The 22550-nt window shown below is 68.5% G+C and carries 18 protein-coding genes, 1 tRNA gene and 1 pseudogene; 13 read left to right on the forward strand and 7 right to left on the reverse strand.

Features of this window, described 5'->3' with window-relative positions; genetic code table 11:
• Position 1 precedes the first annotated feature (1 nt).
• Positions 2-778 carry an SDR family oxidoreductase gene (locus tag ACIDOCELLA78_RS80845; protein WP_201727437.1) on the reverse strand — a complete coding sequence of 259 codons (777 nt, stop codon included), beginning with the start codon at positions 776-778 and terminating at the stop codon, positions 2-4.
• Between the two features lie 174 nt (positions 779-952).
• Here ACIDOCELLA78_RS80845 and ACIDOCELLA78_RS80850 point away from each other — a divergent pair.
• The 11 genes and pseudogenes from ACIDOCELLA78_RS80850 to ACIDOCELLA78_RS80900 all read left to right on the forward strand — a co-directional run.
• Positions 953-2034, forward strand: a pseudogene (locus tag ACIDOCELLA78_RS80850) (AMP-binding protein); the annotation flags it as partial.
• Positions 2020-2535, forward strand: a complete 516-nt coding sequence (locus tag ACIDOCELLA78_RS80855; RefSeq protein ID WP_374223212.1) for an AMP-binding enzyme — start codon at positions 2020-2022, stop codon at positions 2533-2535. The pseudogene ACIDOCELLA78_RS80850 and the gene ACIDOCELLA78_RS80855, both read left to right, overlap by 15 nt.
• Positions 2536-2657: 122 nt before the next feature.
• Complete coding sequence (locus ACIDOCELLA78_RS80860; RefSeq protein ID WP_201727438.1) at positions 2658-4157, forward strand: MmgE/PrpD family protein; 1500 nt, start codon at positions 2658-2660, stop codon at positions 4155-4157.
• 19 nt (positions 4158-4176) lie between these two features.
• On the forward strand, positions 4177-5328 hold the full coding sequence (gene prpC / locus ACIDOCELLA78_RS80865) for a 2-methylcitrate synthase (protein ID WP_201727439.1): 1152 nt from the start codon (positions 4177-4179) through the stop codon (positions 5326-5328).
• Between the two features lie 10 nt (positions 5329-5338).
• Positions 5339-6253 carry a methylisocitrate lyase gene (gene prpB, locus ACIDOCELLA78_RS80870; RefSeq protein WP_201727440.1) on the forward strand — a complete coding sequence of 305 codons (915 nt, stop codon included), beginning with the start codon at positions 5339-5341 and terminating at the stop codon, positions 6251-6253.
• Positions 6254-6280: 27 nt separating this feature from the next.
• Complete coding sequence (locus tag ACIDOCELLA78_RS80875) at positions 6281-7456, forward strand: acyl-CoA dehydrogenase family protein (RefSeq protein WP_201727441.1); 1176 nt, start codon at positions 6281-6283, stop codon at positions 7454-7456.
• Positions 7453-8526 (forward strand): enoyl-CoA hydratase/isomerase family protein, encoded by a 1074-nt coding sequence (locus tag ACIDOCELLA78_RS80880; protein WP_201727442.1) that lies wholly within the window; start codon positions 7453-7455, stop codon positions 8524-8526. The genes ACIDOCELLA78_RS80875 and ACIDOCELLA78_RS80880 overlap by 4 nt, the downstream gene beginning before the upstream one ends.
• A gap of 13 nt (positions 8527-8539) precedes the next feature.
• Positions 8540-9439 carry a 3-hydroxyisobutyrate dehydrogenase gene (mmsB, locus tag ACIDOCELLA78_RS80885; RefSeq protein WP_201727443.1) on the forward strand — a complete coding sequence of 300 codons (900 nt, stop codon included), beginning with the start codon at positions 8540-8542 and terminating at the stop codon, positions 9437-9439.
• Between the two features lie 31 nt (positions 9440-9470).
• Entirely contained in the window at positions 9471-11192 is a 1722-nt protein-coding gene (locus tag ACIDOCELLA78_RS80890; RefSeq protein ID WP_201727444.1) for an AMP-binding protein, read from the forward strand.
• A gap of 35 nt (positions 11193-11227) precedes the next feature.
• Complete coding sequence (locus ACIDOCELLA78_RS80895) at positions 11228-11995, forward strand: SDR family NAD(P)-dependent oxidoreductase (RefSeq protein WP_201727445.1); 768 nt, start codon at positions 11228-11230, stop codon at positions 11993-11995.
• Positions 11996-12057: 62 nt separating this feature from the next.
• Positions 12058-12132 (forward strand) — tRNA-Val (locus tag ACIDOCELLA78_RS80900).
• A gap of 240 nt (positions 12133-12372) precedes the next feature.
• Here ACIDOCELLA78_RS80900 and ACIDOCELLA78_RS80905 read toward each other — a convergent pair.
• The 6 genes from ACIDOCELLA78_RS80905 to ACIDOCELLA78_RS80930 form a co-directional block, all read right to left on the reverse strand.
• Entirely contained in the window at positions 12373-14235 is a 1863-nt protein-coding gene (locus ACIDOCELLA78_RS80905; protein WP_201727446.1) for a bifunctional diguanylate cyclase/phosphodiesterase, read from the reverse strand.
• Positions 14232-14801 carry a heme NO-binding domain-containing protein gene (locus ACIDOCELLA78_RS80910; RefSeq protein ID WP_201727447.1) on the reverse strand — a complete coding sequence of 190 codons (570 nt, stop codon included), beginning with the start codon at positions 14799-14801 and terminating at the stop codon, positions 14232-14234. Before ACIDOCELLA78_RS80910 ends, ACIDOCELLA78_RS80905 begins: the two co-directional genes overlap by 4 nt.
• A 157-nt stretch (positions 14802-14958) precedes the next feature.
• Positions 14959-15336, reverse strand: coding sequence for a hypothetical protein (locus tag ACIDOCELLA78_RS80915; RefSeq protein ID WP_201727448.1), 378 nt, complete (start codon positions 15334-15336; stop codon positions 14959-14961).
• A gap of 178 nt (positions 15337-15514) precedes the next feature.
• Positions 15515-17152 carry a tetratricopeptide repeat protein gene (locus ACIDOCELLA78_RS80920; RefSeq protein ID WP_249674849.1) on the reverse strand — a complete coding sequence of 546 codons (1638 nt, stop codon included), beginning with the start codon at positions 17150-17152 and terminating at the stop codon, positions 15515-15517.
• Positions 17153-17225: 73 nt separating this feature from the next.
• Positions 17226-18842, reverse strand: a complete 1617-nt coding sequence (locus tag ACIDOCELLA78_RS80925; RefSeq protein ID WP_249674860.1) for a lytic transglycosylase domain-containing protein — start codon at positions 18840-18842, stop codon at positions 17226-17228.
• Positions 18843-19161: 319 nt separating this feature from the next.
• Positions 19162-20034: a uracil-DNA glycosylase gene (locus ACIDOCELLA78_RS80930; protein WP_201727451.1), complete on the reverse strand. Its 873-nt coding sequence runs from the start codon at positions 20032-20034 to the stop codon at positions 19162-19164.
• Positions 20035-20115: 81 nt separating this feature from the next.
• Between ACIDOCELLA78_RS80930 and ACIDOCELLA78_RS80935 the strand changes: the two genes are divergently transcribed.
• Positions 20116-21750 carry an electron transfer flavoprotein-ubiquinone oxidoreductase gene (locus ACIDOCELLA78_RS80935; RefSeq protein ID WP_201727452.1) on the forward strand — a complete coding sequence of 545 codons (1635 nt, stop codon included), beginning with the start codon at positions 20116-20118 and terminating at the stop codon, positions 21748-21750.
• A 2-nt stretch (positions 21751-21752) separates the two neighbouring features.
• Positions 21753-22490: a 4-hydroxy-tetrahydrodipicolinate reductase gene (dapB, locus tag ACIDOCELLA78_RS80940; RefSeq protein ID WP_201727453.1), complete on the forward strand. Its 738-nt coding sequence runs from the start codon at positions 21753-21755 to the stop codon at positions 22488-22490.
• Positions 22491-22550: the final 60 nt, after the last annotated feature.

The raw sequence follows: 22550 nt of genomic DNA on the forward strand, positions 1-22550 counted from the left end.
CTCAGATCACGCCGGAGCCGCCATCGACCGCGAGGATCTGGCCGGTGATGTGACCCGAGGCGGCGGTGCAGAACAGCAGGGCGGCGCCCTTCAGGTCGGCGTCGTTGCCGAGCTTGTTCATCGGCGTCTTCGCCAGGATCTTCTCTTCGAACTGGCCGAGAATGCCGCGCGTCATCTTCGAGGGGAAGAAACCCGGCGCCAGCGCGTTCACCGTGATGTTGTGCGGCCCCCATTCGGCGGCGAGCGCGCGGGTCATGTTCACCACGGCACCTTTCGAGGTGTTGTAGGGAATGGTGCCGGTGATGTCAGGGTGATGGCCGCGCAGCCCGGCGATCGAGGCGATGTTGAGCACCTTGCCGAACTTGCGGGGGATCATCGAGCGCGCGGCGATCGCCTGGGTGAGGAAGAACATGTTGTTGACGTTGAGGTTCATCACCCGCGCCCAGGCCTCCGGTGTCACGTCGACCGCCGCGGCCCCCCAGGTGGCGCCGGCATTGTTGACCAGGATATCGACCGGGCCGGCCGCCAGCACCGCATCCGCCAGCGCCTTCGGACCGTCTTCCTTGCCGAGATCGCCGAGGTGGGCGGTGGCGGCGATGCCGAGGCCGGCAAGATGCTTCACCGCCTCGTCCAGCTCGTCCTGCTTGCGCGCCGAAATCGCGATGGTGGCGCCAAACTCGCCGAGCGCCTCGGCGATCTGCAGGCCGAGCCCGCGCGAGCCGCCGGTGATCAGGGCGCGCTTGCCGGTCAGGTCGAACAGGGTTTTCAGAGCGGTCATTCGGGTTTCCTCATCGTTGCTGGCCCGGTCCGGGCGGGATTGACGGGCGCGATACGCTCCTATCCTATGGTGCGCAAGCCCTCCTGCCAATCGGGGGCGAACCGGAGGATACGACCCATGAACGAGGTGCACGAACCGTTCCGCTACCGGCTGCTGATCGGCCAGCTGCTGAAAATGCCGATCGCGCAGGCAAGCCGGCGGGAGATCGTCTATCGCGGCGACACCCGCCTCACCTACACCCAATTCGTTGCCCGCGTGCACCGGTTCGGCGGCCTGCTGGGCGCGCTCGGGGCCGGCATGGGCACGCGCGTCGCCTTCATGGACTGGGACAGCCACCGCTATCTCGAGGCCTATTTCGCCGTGCCGATGTCCGGCGCCGTGCTGATGATGGTGAACATCCGCCTCAGCCCCGAGCAGATCGCCTACACGATCGATCATTCGGATGCCGAAATCCTGTTCGTCCACGCCGATTTCCTGCCGGTGCTGGCGGCGATCCGCGAGCGGTTGCCCAAGCTGCGCCAGGTCGTGCTCATCCGCGACGACGACAGCGCCGTGCCGGAGGGGCTCGCCGGCGAGTATGAAACGATGCTGGACGCCGCGCCACCGCTCGCCGCGTTCCCCGAATTCGACGAGGACACGCTGGCAACCACCTTCTACACGACGGGGACGACCGGCCTGCCCAAGGGGTGATGTTCACCCACCGCCAGCTCGTGCTGCACACGCTGATGGTGCTGACCGGAATCAACGTCTCGGGGCTGAATGGCGGCTTGTCGCGCGAGGATGTCTACATGCCGCTGACGCCGATGTTCCATGTCCACGCCTGGGGTTTCCCCTATGCGGCGACGATGCTCGGCATGCAGCAGGTCTATGTCGGCCGCTTCCAGCCCGACACCGTGCTGCGCCTTCTGGCCGAGGAAAAGGTCACGGTTTCGCATTGCGTGCCGACGATCATGCACATGCTGCTCAACGCGCCGGCCGCGAAGGGCGCGGATTTCAGCCGCTGGCGCGTCGTCATCGGCGGCTCGGCGCTGCCGCGCCCGCTCTGCGAGGCGGCGCTCGCGCGCGGCATCGACATCTATGCCGGATATGGCATGTCCGAAACCTGCCCGGTGATGACGCTGGCGCAGTTGCGCGGCGATATTCTCGACACCCTGCCGGACCGGGAGGAGGCCGAGATCGGCTACCGGATGGCCGCCGGCCTGCCGGGGCCGCTGGTCGAGGTCCGCATCGTCGACGACGAGATGAACGACGTGCCGCATGATGGCCGCTCGGTCGGCGAGGTGGTGACGCGCACGCCGGCGCTGACCGCCGGCTATGCCGGAAACCCGGAAGCCTCCGCCGCCTTGTGGCGCGGCGGCTGGCTGCATACCGGCGATATCGGCACGATCGACGCGGATGGCTATCTGCGGATCGTCGACCGGGTGAAGGACGTGATCAAGACCGGCGGGGAATGGATTTCCTCGATCGGGCTGGAGGAGATCCTGCTCACCCATCCGGCGGTCTCCGAGGCCGCCGTGGTCGGCATCCCCGACGAGCGCTGGGGCGAGCGCCCGGTGGCCTTCATCGTGCCGCGCGCGGGACTGGACGCCGACGAGGCGGCGCTGCGCGCCCACGTCCAGGCCCGCGCCGATGCCGGCGCGATCTCGCGCTACGCCGTGCCGGACCGGGTATTTCTGGTCGAGTCCCTCGACAAGACCTCCGTCGGCAAGCTCGACAAGAAGACGATGCGCGCGCGCGCTGCCGGGGCGGGTGGCTGAATTCGCAAAATTCGCAATCCGGTCGCGAGGCTTTGATCCAACTTGCTGCAATTCGCTTGTCATCTGCGAACCGCCGGGTCTATTGCGACTGATCATCCCCTGCAACCAAGAGCGGAACCGCCATGAAACTTCACGAAGTCCGTGTTCACCCCTCGAAATCGCTGCTCAAGCGCGACAATCAGCTGGCCTGGAAGATCGCCGGCGTGGCGGCGGACAAGGTGACCGTCGACAAGGACGTGACGGCGATGATCATCAACCGGATCATCGACAACGCGGCGGTTGCGGTGGCCTCGGTCAATCGCGGCCCGGTGGTCTCGGCGCGGGCGATGGCGCTCGGCCATGCCAAACGCGGCGGGGCGACGGTGTTCGGCCTGCCGGCGCGCAAGACGGTGAGCCCGGAATGGGCCGCCTGGGCGAACGGCACGGCGGTGCGCGAGCTTGACTACCACGACACCTTCCTCGCCGCCGACTATTCGCACCCGGGCGACAACATTCCGCCGATCCTCGCGGTCGGCCAGGTGATGGAGCGCTCCGGGCGCGACCTGATCCGCGGCATCGCGACCGGATATGAAATCCAGATCAACCTCGTCCGGGCGATCTGCCTGCACGAGTGGAAGAAGGATCACATCGCCCATCTCGCCCCCGCGCAGGCGGCGGGCATCGGCGCGCTGCTCGGGCTGAAGCAGGAGACGATCTTCCAGGCGGTGCAGCAGGCGGTGCATGTCAGCTTCACCACGCGCCAGAGCCGCAAGGGCGAGATCAGCTCGTGGAAGGCCTTCGCCCCCGCCCATGCCGGCAAGCTCGCGATCGAGGCGGTCGACCGGGCGATGCGCGGCGAGGGCGCGCCCAGCCCGATCTATGAAGGCGAGGACAGCGTGATCGCCTGGATGCTCGGCGGCAAGGATGCCGTCTACCACGTCCCGCTGCCCGGCAAGGGCGAGGCCAAGCGCGCGATCATGGACAGCTACACCAAGGAACACTCGGCCGAATACCAGAGCCAGGCGCTGATCGACCTCGCCTTCCGGATGCGCGAGCAGATCGAGAATTTCGATGCGATCGAGAAAATCATCATCCACACCTCGCATCACACCCATTACGTGATCGGAACGGGGGCGAACGATCCGCAGAAGATGGACCCGAAGGCGAGCCGCGAAACGCTCGACCACTCCATCATGTACATCTTCGCCGTCGCCCTGCAGGATGGCGCCTGGCACCATGTCGACAGCTACGCGCCGAAGCGGGCGCGGCGGGCGGACACGGTGGCGCTGTGGCACAAGATCGAAACCGCCGAGGACCCGGAATGGACGCGCCGCTACCACGCCGCCGATCCGGACGAGAAGGCGTTCGGCGGCCGCGTCGAGATCCGCTTCAAGGATGGCGCCACGCTGGTCGACGAGCTGGCGGTGGCCAACGCCCATTCGCTGGGCGCCCGCCCCTTCGAGCGCGCCGACTACATCCGCAAGTTCGAGACGCTGACCGATGGCATCATCTCCCCGCGCGAGGCGGCCCGCTTCCTCGAGGCGGTGCAGGAGCTGCCGCGCCTGCCGGCCGGCGAGCTGGACCGGCTGAACGTCGCCCTGCCCGCGGGCGCGCTGCTCGAAGGCAAGCCGGGCATCTTCTGAGACGCAAGGAACAGACAGCATGAGCGAGACCACGACGGCGCCGAAGCCGAAAAAGTCGGTCGCCCTTTCGGGGGTTGCCGCGGGAAACACCGCGCTGTGCAGCGTCGGCCGCAGCGGCAACGACCTGCACTATCGCGGCTACGACATTCTCGACATCGCCGAGACGTGCAGCTTCGAGGAGATCGCCCATCTGCTCATCCATGGCACGCTGCCCACCGCGGCGGAGCTTTCGGCCTATCTCGCCAAGCTGCAGGCGCTGCGCGGGCTGCCGGAGGCGGTGCGCCGGGTGATCGAGGCGCTGCCGGCGGCGGCGCACCCGATGGATGTGATGCGCAGCGGCGTCTCCGCCCTGGGTTGCGTGCTGCCGGAGGCGCACGACCACAACCCGGCCGGCGCGCGCGACGTGGCGGACCGGCTGATCGCCTCGCTCGGTTCGATGCTGCTCTATTGGTATCATTTCAGCACCAATGGCCGTCGCATCGATGTCGAGACCGACGATGCGTCGATCGGCGCGCATTTCCTGCACCTGCTGCACGGTCGCCGCCCGGTCGATGCCTGGGTGCGGGCGATGCACACCTCGCTCATCCTGTATGCTGAACACGAGTTCAACGCTTCCACCTTCGCCGCCCGCGTCGTCGCCGGCACCGGTTCGGACATCCATTCGGCGATCACCGCCGGCATCGGCGCGCTGCGCGGGCCGAAACATGGCGGCGCCAACGAATTCGCCTTCGAGGTGCAGAAGCGCTACGCCGACCCCGACGAGGCGGAGGCCGATATCCGCCGCCGGATCGAGGCGCGCGAGGTGATCATCGGCTTCGGCCATCCGGTCTACACCATCGCCGATCCGCGCAACGTGGTCATCAAGCGCGTCGCGCAGTCGCTCTCCGAGCAGGCGGGATCGATGAAGATGTTCAACATCGCCGCGCGCATCGAGAGCGTGATGCACGACGCAAAGCGGATGTTCCCCAATCTCGACTGGTTCTCGGCCGTGTCCTACCACATGATGGGCGTGCCCACCGCGATGTTCACGCCGCTCTTCGTGATCGCGCGGACCGCCGGCTGGAGCGCGCATGTGATGGAACAGCGCGCCGACAACAAGATCATCCGCCCCTCGGCCAATTACGTCGGGCCCGAGGATCGCAAGTTCGTGCCGCTCGACAAGCGCGGCTGAGGAGGGTTCGATGAGCTATCTGCAAGCATCCGACCTGCCGGCGCGCGCCGCCGGCCAGCGCTTCCGCGAGCTTGTCGCGCGCGGGCCGATCGTGCAGATCCCCGGCGCGCATAACGGGCTCGCCGGCCGCCAGGCGATGCGGGCCGGTTTCGAGGCGTGCTACCTCTCGGGCGCGGCGATGACCGCCTCGATGGGGCTGCCGGATCTCGGCATCATCACTGTCGACGAGGTATGCTTCTTCGTCCGCCAGGTGGCGCGGGCCTCGGGCCTGCCGGTGGTGGTCGATGGCGATACCGGCTACGGCGAGGCGCTCAACGTCATGCACATGGTGCGCAGCTTCGAGGATGCCGGGGCCGGTGCCGTGCATATCGAGGACCAGCTGCTGCCGAAGAAATGCGGCCACCTGAACGACAAGAAACTCGCCGATCCGCGCGACATGGCGGCGAAGGTGGCGGCGGCGGCGCATGCGCGGCGGGATCTCTACGTCATCGCGCGGACCGATGCCGCGGCGAGCGAGGGGATGGACGGCGCGGTGGCGCGGGCCAGGATGTATGTCGAGGCCGGGGCGGACGCGATCTTCCCCGAAGCCCTCTACAGTGCCGAGATGTTCCGCGAATTCGCCCGCCGGATGCCGGGCGTGCCCCTGCTCGCCAACATGACCGAGTTCGGCCGCACCCCGTTCTTCACCGCTGCCGAATTCGAGGAGATGGGCTACCGCATGGTGATCTGGCCCGTCACCTCGCTGCGGGTGTCGGCGAAGGCGGTGGAAACTCTCTACGCCGCGATCCGGCGCGATGGCGGTGCGCAGAACTGCGTCGAGGCGATGCAGACGCGCGCCGAGCTGTACGAGACGATCGACTATGCCGGGTTCGAGGCGCTGGATGCGACGATCGTCAAGACCATCGTCCCCGAGCCGATCGGCTGACGGAGACGCCGCTTTCGGGAGGAACCGATGAACGCCACGCCGCCATCCGACGCAACGCCGCAATTCGCGCTCGACGAGGCGCAGCGCGCGATTGCCGAGATGGCGCGCGGCTTCGCCGATGAAAAACTGGCGCCGCACGCGGTGGCGTGGGACGAGGCGAAGCATTTTCCCGTCGATGCGATCCGCGAGGGGGCGGCGCTCGGCATGGGCGGGATCTATGTGCGCGAGGAGAGCGGCGGGTCGGGGCTGACCCGGCTCGACGCGGCGCTGATCTTCGAGGCGCTGGCGACCGGCTGCCCCGCGGTGTCGGCCTATATGTCGATCCACAACATGGTGGCCTGGATGGTCGATCGCTTCGGCGACGACGCCCAGCGCCGCGACGTCCTGCCGGCGCTGGTCAGCATGGAGCATCTCGCCAGCTACTGCCTGACCGAGCCGGGCGCGGGATCGGACGCCGCGGCGCTGAAAACGAAGGCCGTGCGCGATGGCGACGATTACGTGCTCGATGGCGTCAAGCAATTCATCTCCGGCGCCGGGGCGACCGACCTTTATCTGGTGATGGCGCGCAGCGGCGGCGCCGGCGCGCGCGGAATTTCCTCCTTCCTGGTGCCGAAGGATGCGAAGGGGCTCGGCTTCGGCGCCAATGAGCGGAAGATGGGCTGGAACGCGCAGCCGACGCGCCAGGTGATCTTCGAATCCTGCCGCATTCCGGCGCGGTTCCGCCTCGGCGCGGAAGGCGAGGGGTTCCGCATCGCGATGAGCGGGCTCGATGGCGGGCGGGTGAATATCGGCGCCTGCTCGCTCGGCGGCGCGCAGGCGGCGCTGGAGAAGGCGCTGCGCTACATGGGCGAGCGCGAGGCGTTCGGCCGCCGGCTGGAGGAGTTCCAGGCCTTGCAGTTCCGGCTCGCCGACATGGCGACCGAGCTGGAGGCGGCGCGGCTCTTCCTGTGGTCCGCCGCGGCTTCGCTCGATCGCGGCGCGGCGGACGCGACACGCCGCTGCGCGATGGCGAAGCGCATCGCCACCGATACCGGTTTCGAGGTCGCCAACAACGCGCTGCAACTTTTCGGCGGCTACGGCTATCTCGCCGAATACGGCATCGAGAAGATCGTGCGCGATCTGCGGGTGCACCAGATACTGGAAGGGACGAACGAAATCATGAGACTGATCGTCGCGCGCGGCCTCATCGGGCGGAACGCATGAGCGGGGAGATCACCACGGATGTCGAGATCCGGGTCGAGGGCCGGGTCGGCCGGATCAGCCTGAACCGGCCGCGCGCGCTCAACGCCCTGACCCACGACATGGAAGTGGCGATCGATGCCGCGCTGCTGCGCTGGGCGGATGATCCTTCCGTCGCCTTCGTGATGGTGGACGGGCGGGGCGAGCGCGGGCTGTGCGCGGGCGGCGATATTCGCGCGCTCTACGACGCGGCGAAGAGCGGCGGCGAACGTCTGGCGTTTCCGTTCTTCGGCGACGAATACCGGATGAACGCCCATATCGCGAATTATCCGAAACCCTTCGTCGCGCTGATGGACGGGATCGTGATGGGCGGCGGCGTCGGCATTTCGGCGCACGGCTCGCACCGGATCGTCACCGAGCGGACGATGCTGGCGATGCCGGAGGTCGGCATCGGCTTCGTGCCGGATGTCGGCGGCACCTTCCTCCTCGGGCGGATGCCGGGCGAGACCGGCATCCACGCCGCACTCACCGCGCACCGGATGACCGGCGCCGACGCGCTCTCCTGCGGCATCGCCGATCATTACGTCGAAAGCCGGCATTTGCCGGCGCTGACGGCGGCGCTGGCGGCACTGGTGGACGGCGCGGATGTCGACGACTGCATCGCCGCCTTCGCGACCCCGGCGCCGGACTCGCCGCTGCTCGCGGCGCGCGGCTGGATCGACGAGTGCTACGGGCGGCCGACGGCGGAGGCGGTCGTCGCGGCGCTGGAGGCGCATGCCGACCCTGCGGCGCGCGAGGCGGCGGCGACGATCAGGCGCATGTCCCCCACCTCGGTGAAGCTCAGCCTGCGCCTCGTGCGCGCGGCGCGGGGCGATGCGAAGGTGGAAACCGCGATCGACCGCGAGTTCCGCGTCGCGGTGCGCTGCGTCGCCGCCCATGATTTCGTCGAGGGCGTGCGGGCGCAGCTCGTCGACAAGGACCGCAATCCGCGCTGGCAGCCGGCGACGCTCGACGGCGTGGATGATGAAACGCTCGATGCGTATTTCGCGCCGCTCGGCGCCGACGAGCTGGGGCTCGATGAACTAACAACCTGACAGGAGGACACGCATGGCACGGATCGGATTCATCGGCCTGGGCAATATGGGCGGCCCGATGGCCGCCAATCTGGTCCGCGCGGGCCATGCGGTGCTCGGTTTCGACACCGTGCCGGCGGCGCGCGAGGCGGCGGCGGCCGCGGGTGTAATGATCGTGGAGCTTGCCGCCGAGGCGGCGCGCGACGCGGATGCGGTGATCACGATGCTGCCCTCCGGCCCGATCGTGCGCGCGGTGTATGAGGCGGCGGACGGCATCCTGCCGGCGGCGCGGGCCGGCACGCTGTTCATCGACTGCTCGACGATCGATGTCGATTCCGCCCGCGCCGCGCATGCGATGGCGGCGGGGCGGGGCATGCTCTCGCTCGATGCGCCGGTCTCCGGCGGGGTGGGCGGCGCCAGCGCCGGAACGCTGACCTTCATGGCCGGCGGCACCGCCGAGGCGTTCGAGCGCGGCGAGCCGCTGCTGGCGGCGATGGGAAGGCGCATCGTGCATTGCGGCGCCGCCGGGGCCGGGCAGGCGGCGAAGATCTGCAACAACATGATCCTCGGCATCTCGATGATCGCGGTGAGCGAGGCCTTCGCGCTGGCCGACCGGCTCGGGCTGGAGCGGCAGAAACTGTTCGACGTGGCGTCTACCGCCTCGGGCCAGTGCTGGTCGCTGACCTCCTATTGCCCGGTGCCGGGGCCGGTGCCGGCGAGCCCGGCCAATCACGACTACCGGCCGGGCTTCGCCGCCGCGCTGATGCTGAAGGATCTCGGCCTCGCGATGGAGGCGTCGGCGGCGACCGGCACCGAAACCGCGCTCGGCCGCCACGCGCGCGACATCTACGCCGCCTTCGCCGAAACCGGGCATGGCGGCGAGGATTTTTCCGCGATCTTCCGCGCGATCTCGGCGGCGTCGAAGCCCGCCTGAACGGCGCGGAACCAGAACAAAGGAAACGTCCATGACCGACTTCATCGCCGCGCGGCAGTTCCTGCTCGACCACCGGGCCGATCTTGCCGCCGCCTCCGCCGGCTTCCGCTGGCCGGAGGCGCGGGATTTCAACTGGGCGCTCGACTGGTTCGACGCGCATCTCGCCCGCGACGCCGCCAGCGCGCAGCGCCCGGCGTTGTGGATCGCCGATCCGGCGGGCGGGGAGGATGTGCGGCTGAGCTTCGCCGACCTTTCCGCCCGGTCGAACCGCACGGCGAATTTCCTGCGCGCCCAGGGCGTGCGGCGGGGCGACCGGCTGATCCTGCTGCTCGGCAATATCGTGCCGCTCTGGGAGGTGATGCTGGCGGCGATCAAGCTCGGCGCGGTGGTGATTCCGGCAACGACGCTGCTGACGCCCGAGGAGTTGCAGGACCGGGTGGAGCGCGGCGCTGCGCGTTTCGTGGTGACGACGGCGGATCAGGCGGCGAAGTTCGACGCGGTGGCCGGCACGTTCCAGCGGATCGCGATCGGCGGCGCGCCCGATGGCTGGACGGCTTACGCACCGGAGGGCGAGAGCGCCGATTTCGTGCCGGACGGGCCGACGCGGGCCGATGATCCGCTGCTGCTCTATTTCACCTCCGGCACCACGGCGAAGCCGAAACTCGTTCTGCATTCGCATTATTCCTATCCCGTCGGCAGCCTCTCGACGATGTACTGGATCGGGTTGCAGCCGGGCGATGTGCATCTGAACATTTCCTCGCCGGGCTGGGCGAAACACGCCTGGAGCAGTTTCTTCGCGCCCTGGAACGCGGGGGCGACGGTGTTCATCGTCAACCAGCCGCGCTTCGAGGCGAAGGCGCTGCTCGATACGCTGGTCCGCTGCGGGGTGACGACGCTCTGCGCGCCGCCGACGGTCTGGCGGCTGCTGATCCAGAACGATCTCGCGCAATGGAAGGTGGCGCTGCGCGAACTGGCCTGCGCCGGCGAGCCGCTGAACGCCGAGATCATCGACCGGGTGCGGGCGATGTGGGGGCTGACCATCCGCGATGGCTACGGCCAGACCGAGACGACCGCGCAGATCGGCAACTCCCCCGGCCAGGCGGTCAAGCCGGGCTCGATGGGCCGGCCGCTGCCGGGCTACCGGATTTCCATTCTCGATCAGGCGAACGATTCGGTGACCGAGGGCGAGGTGGCGCTGCCGCTCGGCGCGGCGCGGCCGGCCGGGCTGATGCGCGGCTATGTCGATGCCGCGACCGGCGCGCTGCGCGGCACCGATGGCGCCTATTACCGCACCGGCGATGTCGCGCAGATCGATGCCGATGGCTATCTCACCTTCGTCGGCCGGGCGGATGACGTGTTCAAATCGTCCGATTACCGGATCAGCCCGTTCGAGCTGGAGAGCGTGCTGATCGAGCATGGAAGCGTCGCCGAGGCGGCGGTGGTGCCGAAGCCGGACGAGATCCGCCTCTCGGTGCCGGTCGCCTATGTCGCGCTGGTGCCGGGGGCGGTGGCGGACCAGGCCACGGCGCTGTCGATCTTCCGGCATGCGCGGGCGCGGCTGGCGCCGTTCAAGCGCATCCGCGAGATCGTGTTCGTGACCGACCTGCCGAAGACGATTTCCGGGAAAATCCGGCGCGTGCAGTTGCGGCGCGGCGAGGCGGGCGGCGAGGCCGGGCTGGCGGGCGAGGTGGTACGCTTCGCCGAGAGCGCGTTCCCGGAGCTGGCCTCGGGCGAGGGCGGCGGCCCGGCGTGATGACGCACCGGGCGATCTGACGGGGCGGAGCAAAAATGGACATTCGCGACAGGGTGTTTCTGGTCACCGGCGGCGGCTCCGGGCTTGGCGCCGCCGCGGCGCGGGCGCTGGCCGCGCAGGGCGGGCGCGTGGTGCTGGCGGATGTGGCCGAGGCGCCGGGCATGGCGCTGGCGGGCGAACTCGGCGCCGCCGCGCGATTCGTGCGGACCGATGTGACGGATGCCGGCCAGGCCGTTGAAGCGGTGGCGGCGGCGCGGGCGGCGTTCGGCGGGTTGCACGGGCTGGTGAACTGCGCCGGAATCGTGCTTGGCGAGAAGGTGCTGGGGCGCGAGGGGCCGGCCTCGCTCGAGCGGTTCGCGCGGGTGATTTCGGTGAACCTCGTCGGCACGTTCAACATGATCCGCCTCGCCGCCGCGGCGATGGCGGAAGGTGCGCCGGATGAGGGCGGCGAGCGCGGGGTGATCGTGAACACCGCCTCGATCGCGGCGTTCGACGGTCAGATCGGCCAGGCCGCCTATGCCGCCTCCAAGGCCGGGGTCGCCGGCATGACGCTGCCGCTGGCGCGCGAGCTGGCGCGCAGCGGAATCCGGGTGATGACGATCGCGCCCGGCGTGTTCGAAACCCCGATGCTGGCCGGCCTGCCGGACGAGGCGCAGCGCGCCCTTGGCGCCGCCGTGCCGTTTCCGCCGCGGCTCGGGCGGCCGTCGGAATATGCCGCGCTGGTGTGCCATATCATCGCCAACACCATGCTGAACGGCGAGACCATCCGGCTCGACGGCGCGCTGCGGATGGCGCCGCGCTGACCCGCTCCACCCCTCTTGCATCGCGGGGCGGCGGCCTGTAATACCCGTCGCACCGCAACGGCGGGCGCGTAGCTCAGCGGGAGAGCACTGCCTTGACATGGCAGGGGTCACAGGTTCAATCCCTGTCGCGCCCACCACTCAAATCCACGAAATCAAACGGTTTTCTGGAATCGTCTCGGGCGTTGGCCGACCTTCGCCTGTCCGTAGCAACGACACGGTAACCACCCTATTGTCCTGTTCCCGAAATTCATGGGTGAATTTCAGATGCGAACAGGACACTAAATGATTGATTTTCCTAGTGTCCACTTTCAATCTGAAATCCATCGGATTTCAGGTTCGGGGCACTAGGGTCGGGGCAGGTTTGCCCCGGCGCCCGGTCAGGCGCGCACCGCGGTGTCTCCGGTCAGCGGCACTCCGGCTGCGCGTCCCACGATCTGATCAAACTGTGCCATGGGCGCGGGGCGGCCGATCAGATATCCCTGCAACAGCGCGCAGCCCGCCATGCGGAGCATCTCCGCCTGCGCCGCGGTTTCCACACCCTCGGCGACGACCGACAAATCGAGTGCCCGCCCGAGCCCCAAAACCGCCAGCACGATCGCCTCCGCCTCATCCACGCGGCCCAGATCGGCCACGAAGGAACGGTCGAGCTTGATCTTGTCGAATGGAAACATCCGCAGCATTGCCAGCGATGAATATCCCGTCCCGAAATCGTCGAGCGAAATCGTCACCCCCAGCGCCCTGATGCGCGCCAGCGCATCGGTCGCCGCGCCGGCATCGGCGAGCAGCAGTGATTCCGTGACTTCGAGTTCGAGCCGCGCGGGGTCGAGCCCGGTTTCGCCAAGCACTTGCTCCACCAGTGCGGGCAACTGGCCGTGCTTGATCTGGATGACCGAGATATTGACCGCAACGCGCAGCGGCGCGCGCCATCCCGCGGCTTCACGGCAGGCCTCCCGCAACACGAAACTGCCGATCTCGATGATCGATCCGGTTTCTTCGGCGATGGGGATGAACACGGCCGGTGAAATGTCCCGGTTGTTCCGCCGCCAGCGCGCCAGAGCCTCGAACCCGACGATCCTCCCCGAAACGATGTCGAGCTGGGGCTGGTATTGCACCGAGATTTCATCCCGCCCGCACGCGCCGCGCAAATCGGCCTCCATCCGCCGGCGGGCAAGCTGGGCATCGTTGATCTCGGTGTTGAAGAACGCGAATCCGTTCCGGCTGGCCGATTTGACCTGGCCAAGCGCCATGTCGGCGTGAGAAAGCAGGGCTTCGGCGGTCGCCCCGTCATCCGGTGCGAGGGCGATGCCGATCGACACGGTTGTCGAGACGGCGGCGGCCTCGCTCGTGGCGAGCCTCTCGCCGACCGCGCCGATCAGCCGCTCGGCGAGGCGGCTGGCATCCAGCTCGGTGGAGATTCCGTTTTGCACGACAACGAACTCATCGCCGCCGCTCCGCGCGATCATGTCGTGTTCGCGCACTTCCCCGCGCAGGCAGGCCGCAAGTTCGATCAGCACCCTGTCGCCGGTGGTGTGTCCGTAAAGATCGTTCACGGTCTTGAACCGGTCGATATCGATCACGTGGACCGCGAATTTCTGCGTCTCGATCCGGGCAGGATCGAGCGCCGCGTCGAGGCACGAGATCAGCCGCCGGCGATTGGCAAGGCCCGTCAGCGGGTCGTGTTCGGCGAGATAGCGGATCTCCTCGGCGGCGCGGTGGCGCTCGGAGATGTCCTGGGTGATCACGAGGTGGCCGCCCCCCTCATCATCGCCGCTCGACGCACTGACCTCGGTGCGAAACCACGTCCCCGCCGTGTTCCCCGGCCATTCGGCCGTGCCGCCCGGCCCATCGAACAGCCTCTCGACCCTTTCGCGCTGGCCGCCGCCCACCCTGTCGAGAAACCATCCGATCCCGCGCAGCGCCTCGCCGTCACACTCCGGCAGGCCGCAAACCTGGCCGATCGGCACAATCTCCCCCTCGGGGCGCGTCAACCGCCAGGCCTCCAGCCGGGCGACGCGCTGCACATTGTCGAGCGCTGCGGCATAGGTCCTGCTCCGCTCCACCGCGCGCTGTGCGGTTTCGAGCATGAAATTCGCCATCAGCGCCAGCTTCTGAACCGACAGGTCCGCGCTATCGGTATGAAGTCGCAATGAAAGATCGCCGGTAACGACCCCGCACATCGCCTGGCACAGCGCCTCGATCGCCGCCCGATCGACCGGATCGCCGCTGCCTGAAACGGTCATGCGCGCGCGAGCGCCGGTTCCGGTTTGAGCCGGATCTCGATGATCGCCGCGCTGCTCGCCGTATCGCCCTCGATGAAGCTGATCTCGGCGATCTCGCCGCGGCGCGCCGCGAGATTGCGGGCGAGAGCGCAATAGAAATAGGCCAGCCGGTTCGATGAGCGGTAATGCATCCGGATCCCGTCCGGCAATTCCACCGCCCGGAATTTCTCCGCCACTTTCCGCTGCCCGCTCGATCGCAGGCCGCAGGCCAGGCTGTTGTGGATCTCCGGCTGCATCATCAGAAAGCGCCTGGTATCCGCCGCCACGGCAAAGAAGCCGGGAAACGTCTGTTCCGCCCAGTCGAGGAAGAAATCGGCAATCTCGTCGAACACGGTCTCGGTCGCGCCGCCGGTGACATCGGCGATGGCGGCCACCAGCGCGCAGCATTCCGCATCGCCATATTCGGTGTCGAGACGGAACTGCTTTCCGTCCTGAAACCCCGCCCGCAGCAGCACCGCGGCTCGGGTCTGCGCATCGACCCGGCGTTTGAGATATTCGTCGATCGTGTGTGGGATGATGCCAAGCATGCTAACAGACTTGACACAAAATATTTGATTTTGAATTACCGGGCCGGACTTCAGAGCATCTTTATCCGATCGGATCGAGCCACCTGATCGGACAAAGATTCTAAAATTATCAATATTATAGAGCGCGGCATCCGCACTGGATGAATCGAAAAGCGCCTTAGCAGACGGGCCCGGTGGCGCGGTAGGCGCGCACGATTCCGTGAACGATACGAAACGTTATCACGCAGGTATTCCTGTAGGTCTGCGGTGGAACGGCTGGCGGAATATCGCCGATCGCCGGCCGCTGATCCACGAAAGCCGGCCCGCCCGTCCAGCCCGGCACCGAATAGGTGATGGTGCGCCGGTATTGATCGTGGATAACATCGCCGTGAACGCTGCGCCGGTTGGGCACGCCCATGGCCCTGACCAGAGCGGCCTCCGGCTTGCCGACGAAAGCCCGCATCGGCCGGGCGAGACGCGGGCCGGAACACCCTGCCAAGGCAAGACAGACCGCTCCGAGACGCCAGCACGCCGCCGGCATGTTCCGAGTCCGCATGGTTCGGCACCTCTCCCTTCGCGATGGTCGCGGCACTCTCCTGCCAGCAGATGGACCTCGGGGCAGGCGTAAAAAGACCCCGACGCCGGATCGCTCACGAATTTTTGCACGATCCCATGCCCCGCGACCGGCCGCGACCGGCCGCGGCGCTGAAAGCCGCCAGGCACGCGGCCGTCGCTCAGCCGTGAAGGGCTGCCAGTACCGAGCCGATCGGCCCGCTCCAGTCTCCGAGCGTCTGCTGCCGGTGCAGCCTGATCGAACTGTACCACGGCGTGTCCGACCGGCCGAGCAGCCAGCGCCAGTCGCACGAGGCCGAGAGCAGCACATGGCAAGGCTTGCCCATCGCCCCGGCGAGGTGGGCAATCGATGTGTCGACCGTCACCAGCCCGTCGAGATGGTGCAGAATCCCGGCCGTCGCGCCGAAATCGTCAAGCGCGCCGGCCATGCTCGGCACGTCGTATTCGCCCTGCCGCGCGCCGAGCTGAAGGGCGACGAACCGCACGCCCTCGCTGGCGATCAGCGGCGCCAGCGCGCCGGCCGGCAACGATCGCCGACGGTCGTTGTTGTGGCCCGGATTTCCTGCCCAGACCAGGCCGAACAGCCGTGTGCCGGCCGGCGGCGCGAGATCGGCGAACCGCTCCACCGCCGCGGCCGGCGCGGCGAGATAGCCCGCCGCGGCCGGAATCGTCTCCGGGGTCAGCCGCAGCACGTGCGGCAGGCTCATCTGGTCGATCGCGCAGTCCACTCCCGCCGGCGCCGGCTCGTCCAGCCGGCAAAGCCCGACGCCGAGCCCGGCGAAGAGCGGAAACAGCGTGGCATGGCACGCCAGCGTCACGCGCCGCGCCTCGGCGATGAGCCGCGGCAGGAACCGCGCGAACATGATCGTGTCGCCCAGCCCCTGTTCGGCACGAACCAGCAGATGGCGGCCGGCCAGACTGTCGCCGGTCCAGACCGGGGCGGGCAGGCGGTCGAAATGCGGGCCGTAGAGCGGATGGCGCTTGCGCCATTCATAGGCCTCGAACCCGGTGGCGAAATCCCCTTGCAGCAACGCCGCGACGCCCCGATTCCATTGCGCGATGGCGAAATCGGGATCGAGCCCGATGGCGCGGTCGCACAGCGCGATGGCCTCCCCGGTATCGCCGCGGATCGTCCGCAGCACGGCAAGGCTGGCCAGGGCCTCCCGCAGGTCGGGATCGATGGCGAGCGCCGCGCGCAGATCCGCCTCGCCCTCCTCGATTCGGTCGAGCCCGACAAGCGCATTGCCCCGGTTGAGCAGAGCCCCGGCGTGCCGCGGCTCGGCCGCCAGAACCTGGGTGAACAGGCCGATCGCCGTCTCGGTCTGGCCCAGCGCCGATACGGCGGAGCCCAGGGTGAATCGCGCGTGGTTGCAATCCCGGTCGAGCATCAGGGCGAGGGCGGCGTGGCGCGCTGCCGCCGCGTTGTCGGCATGGGCGAGATAGGCCGCCGCAAGCCCCGCCTGCGCCGGCGCAAATCCCTGCCGCAGCTTGACCGCCTCGGAATAGGCGGCGATGGCGCCGGCGGAATCGCCACGCTCGATCCTGATCGCGCCGGCAACCATCCACCCTTCGGCAAGACCCGGCATGGCGGCACAGGCCGCGCTCGCATCGCGCTCCGCATCATCCAGCGCGCCGAGCAGCCATAGCGCCAGGGCCCGGTTCGCGAGCGCGGCGGGGAATCCCGGGATGGCCTCGAGCACGCCGGTGAAGCACCTCGCCGCCACGGCGTAATCCCCATTGCCGTGCGCCGAAATCCCGGCCGCGAAAAGCGCCTCCGGGCCATCGGCGGCCGTGGTCATGTTCTGATCCATGACCCCGACTCTAGGGCAAGAAACTTAATGAAACCTTACAACACCGTCGCGCGGGTCCGGTTCAACGCGCCGCGACCGCCATCGCCGCATCCCGCAGCCGGGGAACATGCCCCTCGGCCAGCGCCGTCAGGCTGGCGGGCATGTTGCCGATCTGCTCGCCATAGATCCAGCTGTCGGTGAGAACCTGCCGCACGAACCGCCGCGTGGTGGCGTTCGGGATCGATTCGATGAAGATCAGCGGATCGCCGCCATCCCTGATCGTCTGCGCCCATCTCGTCGCGGCCACCGGCCCGGCATTGTAGCTGGCGAGAATCCGCAGCAGATCGCCGTTCACATCCGGCTGCGAGGCGAGATACCGCAGATAGGACTGGCCGAGCGCGAGATTGGCCGCGGGGCTCTCCAGATCGCCGGTGATGTCGTAGCGCCGCGCCATCGCCCGCGCGGTCGCCGGCATCAGCTGCATCAGCCCGCGCGCGCCCACCCGCGAGACGGCGTGCGGGTTGAAGCCGGATTCGGTGCGCGCCAGCGCATAGACGAGCGCCGGGCTCACGCTGAACCCGCCCGCGGGGTGCAGCGCCGGCAATGGCAGCGTCACGCCCGCGATCTCGTTGCCCGGCAGGGTCCGCGCCAGTGTTATGGCGACATCGATGAGCCCCGCCCGCGCGGCAACCCGCAGCACGGCCCGGCCCAGATTGGGATCTGCCTTGATGGGCGGCCAGAGGCTGCGCAGGGCGCGGGCGGCATCGTCGGTGCGGCCAACCTGCAGCAGCGCGAAGGCGAGCGATCCCGCGGGCTGCGCGGCCACCGCCTCGACATCCGCTTCGGACAGGCTGGCCGTCAGGCCGCTCATGCCGAGGTCCCGCCCGAGCAGCCGCGCCGCGAGCATGCCGTAGAACGTGCCCTGGTTGTTCGCGGCCTTGCCGAGGCTGGCGATATAGGCGTCGGGCAGGCCAAGCCGCAGCGCGGCGCGCGCCGCCCAGAACGCGCCGGCGGCGTGCTCCTCGGGGGTCGCCTTCGCCGCATCGGCCGCCTGTTCGAAATGGGTTCTGGCCTCGGCGAGGCGGCCGAGCTGCCAGGCGGCGAGGCCCGCGATGTAATCCGGCGCCCACACCTCGTTCCCGCCTTCCCTGGCGGCGTCGGCGGCAATCTCCAGCGCCTGGGCGTTGTCCCCGCGCTCGAAAAGGTGCCGTGCGACGATGGCCCGCAACGCCGCACCCGTCTGCGAAGACACATGACCGTCGTGGCGGATCAGGTCGATCGCGTGGCTGGTCTGCCCCGCGCCGCTCAGCCGCCGGACCAGATCGGCCATCCGCGCGGGCAGGTGCCTGCCGCCGCGCGGCGTTGTCGCCGCGCCGCTCGCCACAAGGCCCGGCTCCGGCAGATACTGCACCTCCGCCGCCGGCATCGCGGCGCCGCGCGGCAGGCGCGAGGCGAGCAGGTGCCTGATCCTGTCGGTGCCGGGCTGGCCCCCGTATTTCCTGAGCCAGGCCTCAAGCTCCGGCGGCGTCGAATGATGATACGGACCCAGATAGCGCTGCGCCAGCACCTGCCCCATCAGCGCATGGTCGCCGAGCCGCTTGATCAGCGCCGCGGCATCCGCCATCCGCCCCGCTGCCTGATCGGCGAAGATGCGCCGATAGAGCGCGACATCGCTTGGCGCCAGCGGCCGCGCGAGCACGACCTCGTCGCCATTTGCCGGCGCCGATCGCGGGATCGCATACGCTACTGATTCCGGGTGCGCTGCGGCACCCTGCCTGTCGGTCGAAGGCCCCCTGTGTCCAGCCGGCGCCGCATGGGCGACGTTCAATCCGGCAGACAGCGCCGCGGTGACGATACACGCCCGGGCGACGCTTAGGCGGGAGAGCTTTTTAACGGCCCCTCGCATGATCGTTTCGCTACAACCCAATTCCGCCGCTGCGCAACCACTCCGAGAGGTTGAGAATCTCGTAAAATTGGACAAAGCCCGGAATTCTGCGGGTTTCGTTGCGCCCTAGATTTCAACTTTTCGTGATAACTTGCGTAAATAACATGTCAGACTCGCCGTATATGCATGACTCGACACATTCGCGCCGCAATTCGAGCAGGTCGGCCCAGGCCAGCCGCTTCGCCTCCGGCTGCCGCAGCAGGAAGGCGGGGTGATAGGTCGGCAAGGCGCGCAGCCCGCCCTCCAGCCCGGGCACCTCGATCTCGCGCCACTTGCCGCGCAGCCGGGTAATCCCCTCCTTGCCGCCGACCAGCGCGCGCACGGCCACGGCGCCGAGCAGGACCACCACAGCCGGGCGCACGAGCGCGATATGCCGGTGCAGGAACGGCAGGCACTGGGCGATTTCGGTCTCCGAAGGCGTGCGGTTCCCCGGCGGCCGCCAGGGCACGACATTGACGATCCGCACCTTGCCGCGATCGAGGCCGATGCTCGCCATCATCCGGTCCAGCAACTGCCCCGCCGGGCCGACGAACGGCCGCCCGACCCGGTCTTCCTCGGCGCCCGGCGCCTCGCCGATGAACATGATCCGCGCATCCTCGGCGCCATCGGCGAAAACGAGCTGGGTCGCCGTGCGCTTGAGCGCGCACTGGTCGAATCCCGCAAGCGCGTCGCGCAGGGCGGCAAGCGTTGCGGCGGCGCCAGCAGGTTCGGTGTGAGGATGGGCGCCAGGATCGGTGCCGGGCAGGGCGGGGGCGATGGATGCCGGCCTCAGCACGGTCGCCCCCGGCACGGCCTCCGGCATGTCCCGCCCGCCCACCCGTGCCGCCATATGGTCGGCGGGCGTCTCCAGCAACGCCTCGTCCGCCCCCCATTCCGCCTGCAGCGCAAGCGAAGCGAGCAACGCGGCGCGCGTATCTCCCGTCATGTTTCCGCCTTGTGCGTCCATCGGCCGATTTGCGCCCGGAGCCGGGCTTTGCGCAATGCCCCGCGCTTCCCTATACGTTAATGACAGCGCAGGAGAACCCACATGTCAGACGCAGTGCCGCCCCGGGAGTCCATGGAATTCGACGTCGTCGTGGTCGGCGCCGGCCCGGCCGGCCTGTCCGCGGCGATACGGCTGAAACAGCTCGATCCCGAAATGTCCGTCTGCGTCGTGGAAAAAGGCGGCGAGGTCGGCGCGCACATCCTCTCCGGCTGCGTGCTGGAACCCCGCGCGATGGCCGAACTCCTGCCCGACGCCGATATCGGCGCGATCGAGTTCTCGGCGAAAGCGGGCGAGGACCGTTTCCTCTTCCTCACCGAATCCGGCAGCCACCGCATGCCGACGCCGCCGCAGATGAACAATCACGGCAATTTCGTCGTCAGCCTCGGCAATGTCGTCCGCTTCCTCGGCGCGAAGGCCGAGGAACTCGGCGTCGAGATCTATCCCGGCTTCGCCGCGGCCGAACTCCTGGTCGAGGAGGGCCGCGTCGCCGGCATCGCCACCGGCGACATGGGGATCGGCAAGGACGGCCAGCCGACCGCGCAATACCAGCGCGGGATGGAGCTGCGCGCTCTATATACTGTGTTCGCCGAAGGCTGCCGCGGCTCGCTCGGCAAGCAGCTGATGTCGCGCTTCGGCCTGCGCGACGGGGTCGATCCGCAAACCTACGGCATCGGCATCAAGGAACTCTGGGAAGTGCCGGCGGAGCACCACAATCCCGGCATGGTCATGCACACGATCGGCTGGCCGCTCGATACGAAAACCTATGGCGGCTCGTTCCTCTACCATCTCGGCGGCAACCTGATGGCCTACGGGTTCGTCATCGGGCTCGACTACGCGAACCCCTATCTCTCGCCCTTCGAGGAGATGCAGCGCTTCAAGACCCACAAGGCGATCCGCCCCTATTTCGAGGGCGCGAAGCGCATCTCCTACGGCGCGCGGGCGCTGAACGAGGGCGGCTTCCAGTCGATCCCCCGTCTCGCCTTTCCCGGCGGCGTGCTGGTCGGCTGCGAGGCGGGGTTCCTCAACGTCCCCAAGATCAAGGGCACCCACACCGCGATGAAATCCGGCATGCTCGCCGCCGAGGCGATCGCCGAGGCGCTGGCCGGCGGCCGCCCCGCGACACTCGATGCCTTCCCCGAGAAGGTCCGCGCCTCCTGGCTCTGGCCCGAGCTGCAGGCGGTGCGCAACATCCGCCCCGGCTTCGCGAAATTCGGCATGTGGGGCGGGCTGATCAACGCCGCGTTCGAAACCTACGTCACCCGCGGCAAGTCGCCCTGGACCCTGCGCAACCACGCCGACAACACCGCGCTGAAACCCGCCCGCGACGCAACCCCCATCGCCTATCCGAAGCCCGACGGCGCGCTCACCTTCGACCGGCTCGGCTCGGTCTTCATCTCCAACACCAATCACGAGGAAAACCAGCCGGCGCATCTCACCCTGCTCGACCCGGCGAAGGCGATCGCGGTGAACTGGGCCGAATACCGCAGCCCCGAAACGCGCTACTGCCCGGCCGGCGTCTACGAAATCGTCGGCGCGGAGGCGGGCGATCCGAGGCTGCAGATCAACGCGCAGAACTGCGTGCACTGCAAGACCTGCGACATCAAGGACCCGACGCAGAACATCAACTGGGTGGTGCCCGAGGGCGCCGGCGGCCCGGCCTATCCGGGCGGGATGTGAGCATGGGCCCGACCCGGATCGGCATTGCCGGCATCACCGGCCGGATGGGCAAGCTGCTGGCCGAGGCGGTGCCGCTGGCCGGCGCCACGCTCGCCGGCGGCATCGGCCGCGATGGCGATCTCGCCGCCCTCGCGCACGACAGCGATGTGGTGATCGATTTCACCCTGGCCGCCACGGTCAGCCGCCATGCCGGTATCCTCGCCGCATCCGGCACGCCCTGGGTGCTCGGCACCACCGGGTTCGATCCGGCCGCCGAGGCCGACATCGAAGCCGCGGCCGCGCGGATTCCGGTGTTCCAGGCGGCGAATTTCGCCCCCGGCGTCAATCTCGTGATCGCGCTGGCCGAGCGCCTCGGCGCCGCCCTCGCCGCCGAAACCCACGACGCCGAAATCCTCGAAATGCACCACCGCCAGAAGATCGATGCGCCCTCCGGCACCGCGCTGGCGATCGGTGCCGCGGTGGCGCGGGGCAGGGGGGTGGAGCTTGATTCGGTGAAGGACTCCGGGCGCGATGGCCATACCGGCATGCGCGAGACCGGCGCCATCGGCTTCGCCGCCCTGCGCGGCGGGCAGATCGTCGGCAGCCACAGCGCCATCTTCACTAGCGCCGTCGAGCAGATCACGCTGACCCATCACGCGCTCGACCGGCGGATTTTCGCTGAAGGCGCGGTCCGCGCCGCGTTGTGGCTGGCCGCCCGCCCGCCCGGGCGCTATGGCATGCGCGACCTGCTCGGCCTGTAGAGCATCATCCGATCGGATGGCGTCATCTGACCGGATAAAGATGCTCTATTTATTCATGTC

Source organism: Acidocella sp. C78 (assembly GCF_907164655.1).

Excerpts from the sequence above, each read along its gene's own strand:
- ACIDOCELLA78_RS80875 (WP_201727441.1), top strand. The coding sequence starts at position 6,281 with ATGAACGCCACGCCGCCATCCGACGCAACGCCGCAATTCGCGCTCGAC.
- mmsB (WP_201727443.1), top strand. The coding sequence starts at position 8,540 with ATGGCACGGATCGGATTCATCGGCCTGGGCAATATGGGCGGCCCGATG.
- prpB (WP_201727440.1), top strand. The coding sequence starts at position 5,339 with ATGAGCTATCTGCAAGCATCCGACCTGCCGGCGCGCGCCGCCGGCCAG.
- ACIDOCELLA78_RS80920 (WP_249674849.1), bottom strand. The coding sequence starts at position 17,152 with ATGACCACGGCCGCCGATGGCCCGGAGGCGCTTTTCGCGGCCGGGATT.
- ACIDOCELLA78_RS80935 (WP_201727452.1), top strand. The coding sequence starts at position 20,116 with ATGTCAGACGCAGTGCCGCCCCGGGAGTCCATGGAATTCGACGTCGTC.
- ACIDOCELLA78_RS80855 (WP_374223212.1), top strand. The coding sequence starts at position 2,020 with ATGAACGACGTGCCGCATGATGGCCGCTCGGTCGGCGAGGTGGTGACG.
- ACIDOCELLA78_RS80880 (WP_201727442.1), top strand. The coding sequence starts at position 7,453 with ATGAGCGGGGAGATCACCACGGATGTCGAGATCCGGGTCGAGGGCCGG.
- ACIDOCELLA78_RS80895 (WP_201727445.1), top strand. The coding sequence starts at position 11,228 with ATGGACATTCGCGACAGGGTGTTTCTGGTCACCGGCGGCGGCTCCGGG.
- dapB (WP_201727453.1), top strand. The coding sequence starts at position 21,753 with ATGGGCCCGACCCGGATCGGCATTGCCGGCATCACCGGCCGGATGGGC.
- ACIDOCELLA78_RS80890 (WP_201727444.1), top strand. The coding sequence starts at position 9,471 with ATGACCGACTTCATCGCCGCGCGGCAGTTCCTGCTCGACCACCGGGCC.
- prpC (WP_201727439.1), top strand. The coding sequence starts at position 4,177 with ATGAGCGAGACCACGACGGCGCCGAAGCCGAAAAAGTCGGTCGCCCTT.
- ACIDOCELLA78_RS80905 (WP_201727446.1), bottom strand. The coding sequence starts at position 14,235 with ATGACCGTTTCAGGCAGCGGCGATCCGGTCGATCGGGCGGCGATCGAG.
- ACIDOCELLA78_RS80930 (WP_201727451.1), bottom strand. The coding sequence starts at position 20,034 with ATGGACGCACAAGGCGGAAACATGACGGGAGATACGCGCGCCGCGTTG.
- ACIDOCELLA78_RS80845 (WP_201727437.1), bottom strand. The coding sequence starts at position 778 with ATGACCGCTCTGAAAACCCTGTTCGACCTGACCGGCAAGCGCGCCCTG.
- ACIDOCELLA78_RS80910 (WP_201727447.1), bottom strand. The coding sequence starts at position 14,801 with ATGCTTGGCATCATCCCACACACGATCGACGAATATCTCAAACGCCGG.
- ACIDOCELLA78_RS80915 (WP_201727448.1), bottom strand. The coding sequence starts at position 15,336 with ATGCGGACTCGGAACATGCCGGCGGCGTGCTGGCGTCTCGGAGCGGTC.
- ACIDOCELLA78_RS80860 (WP_201727438.1), top strand. The coding sequence starts at position 2,658 with ATGAAACTTCACGAAGTCCGTGTTCACCCCTCGAAATCGCTGCTCAAG.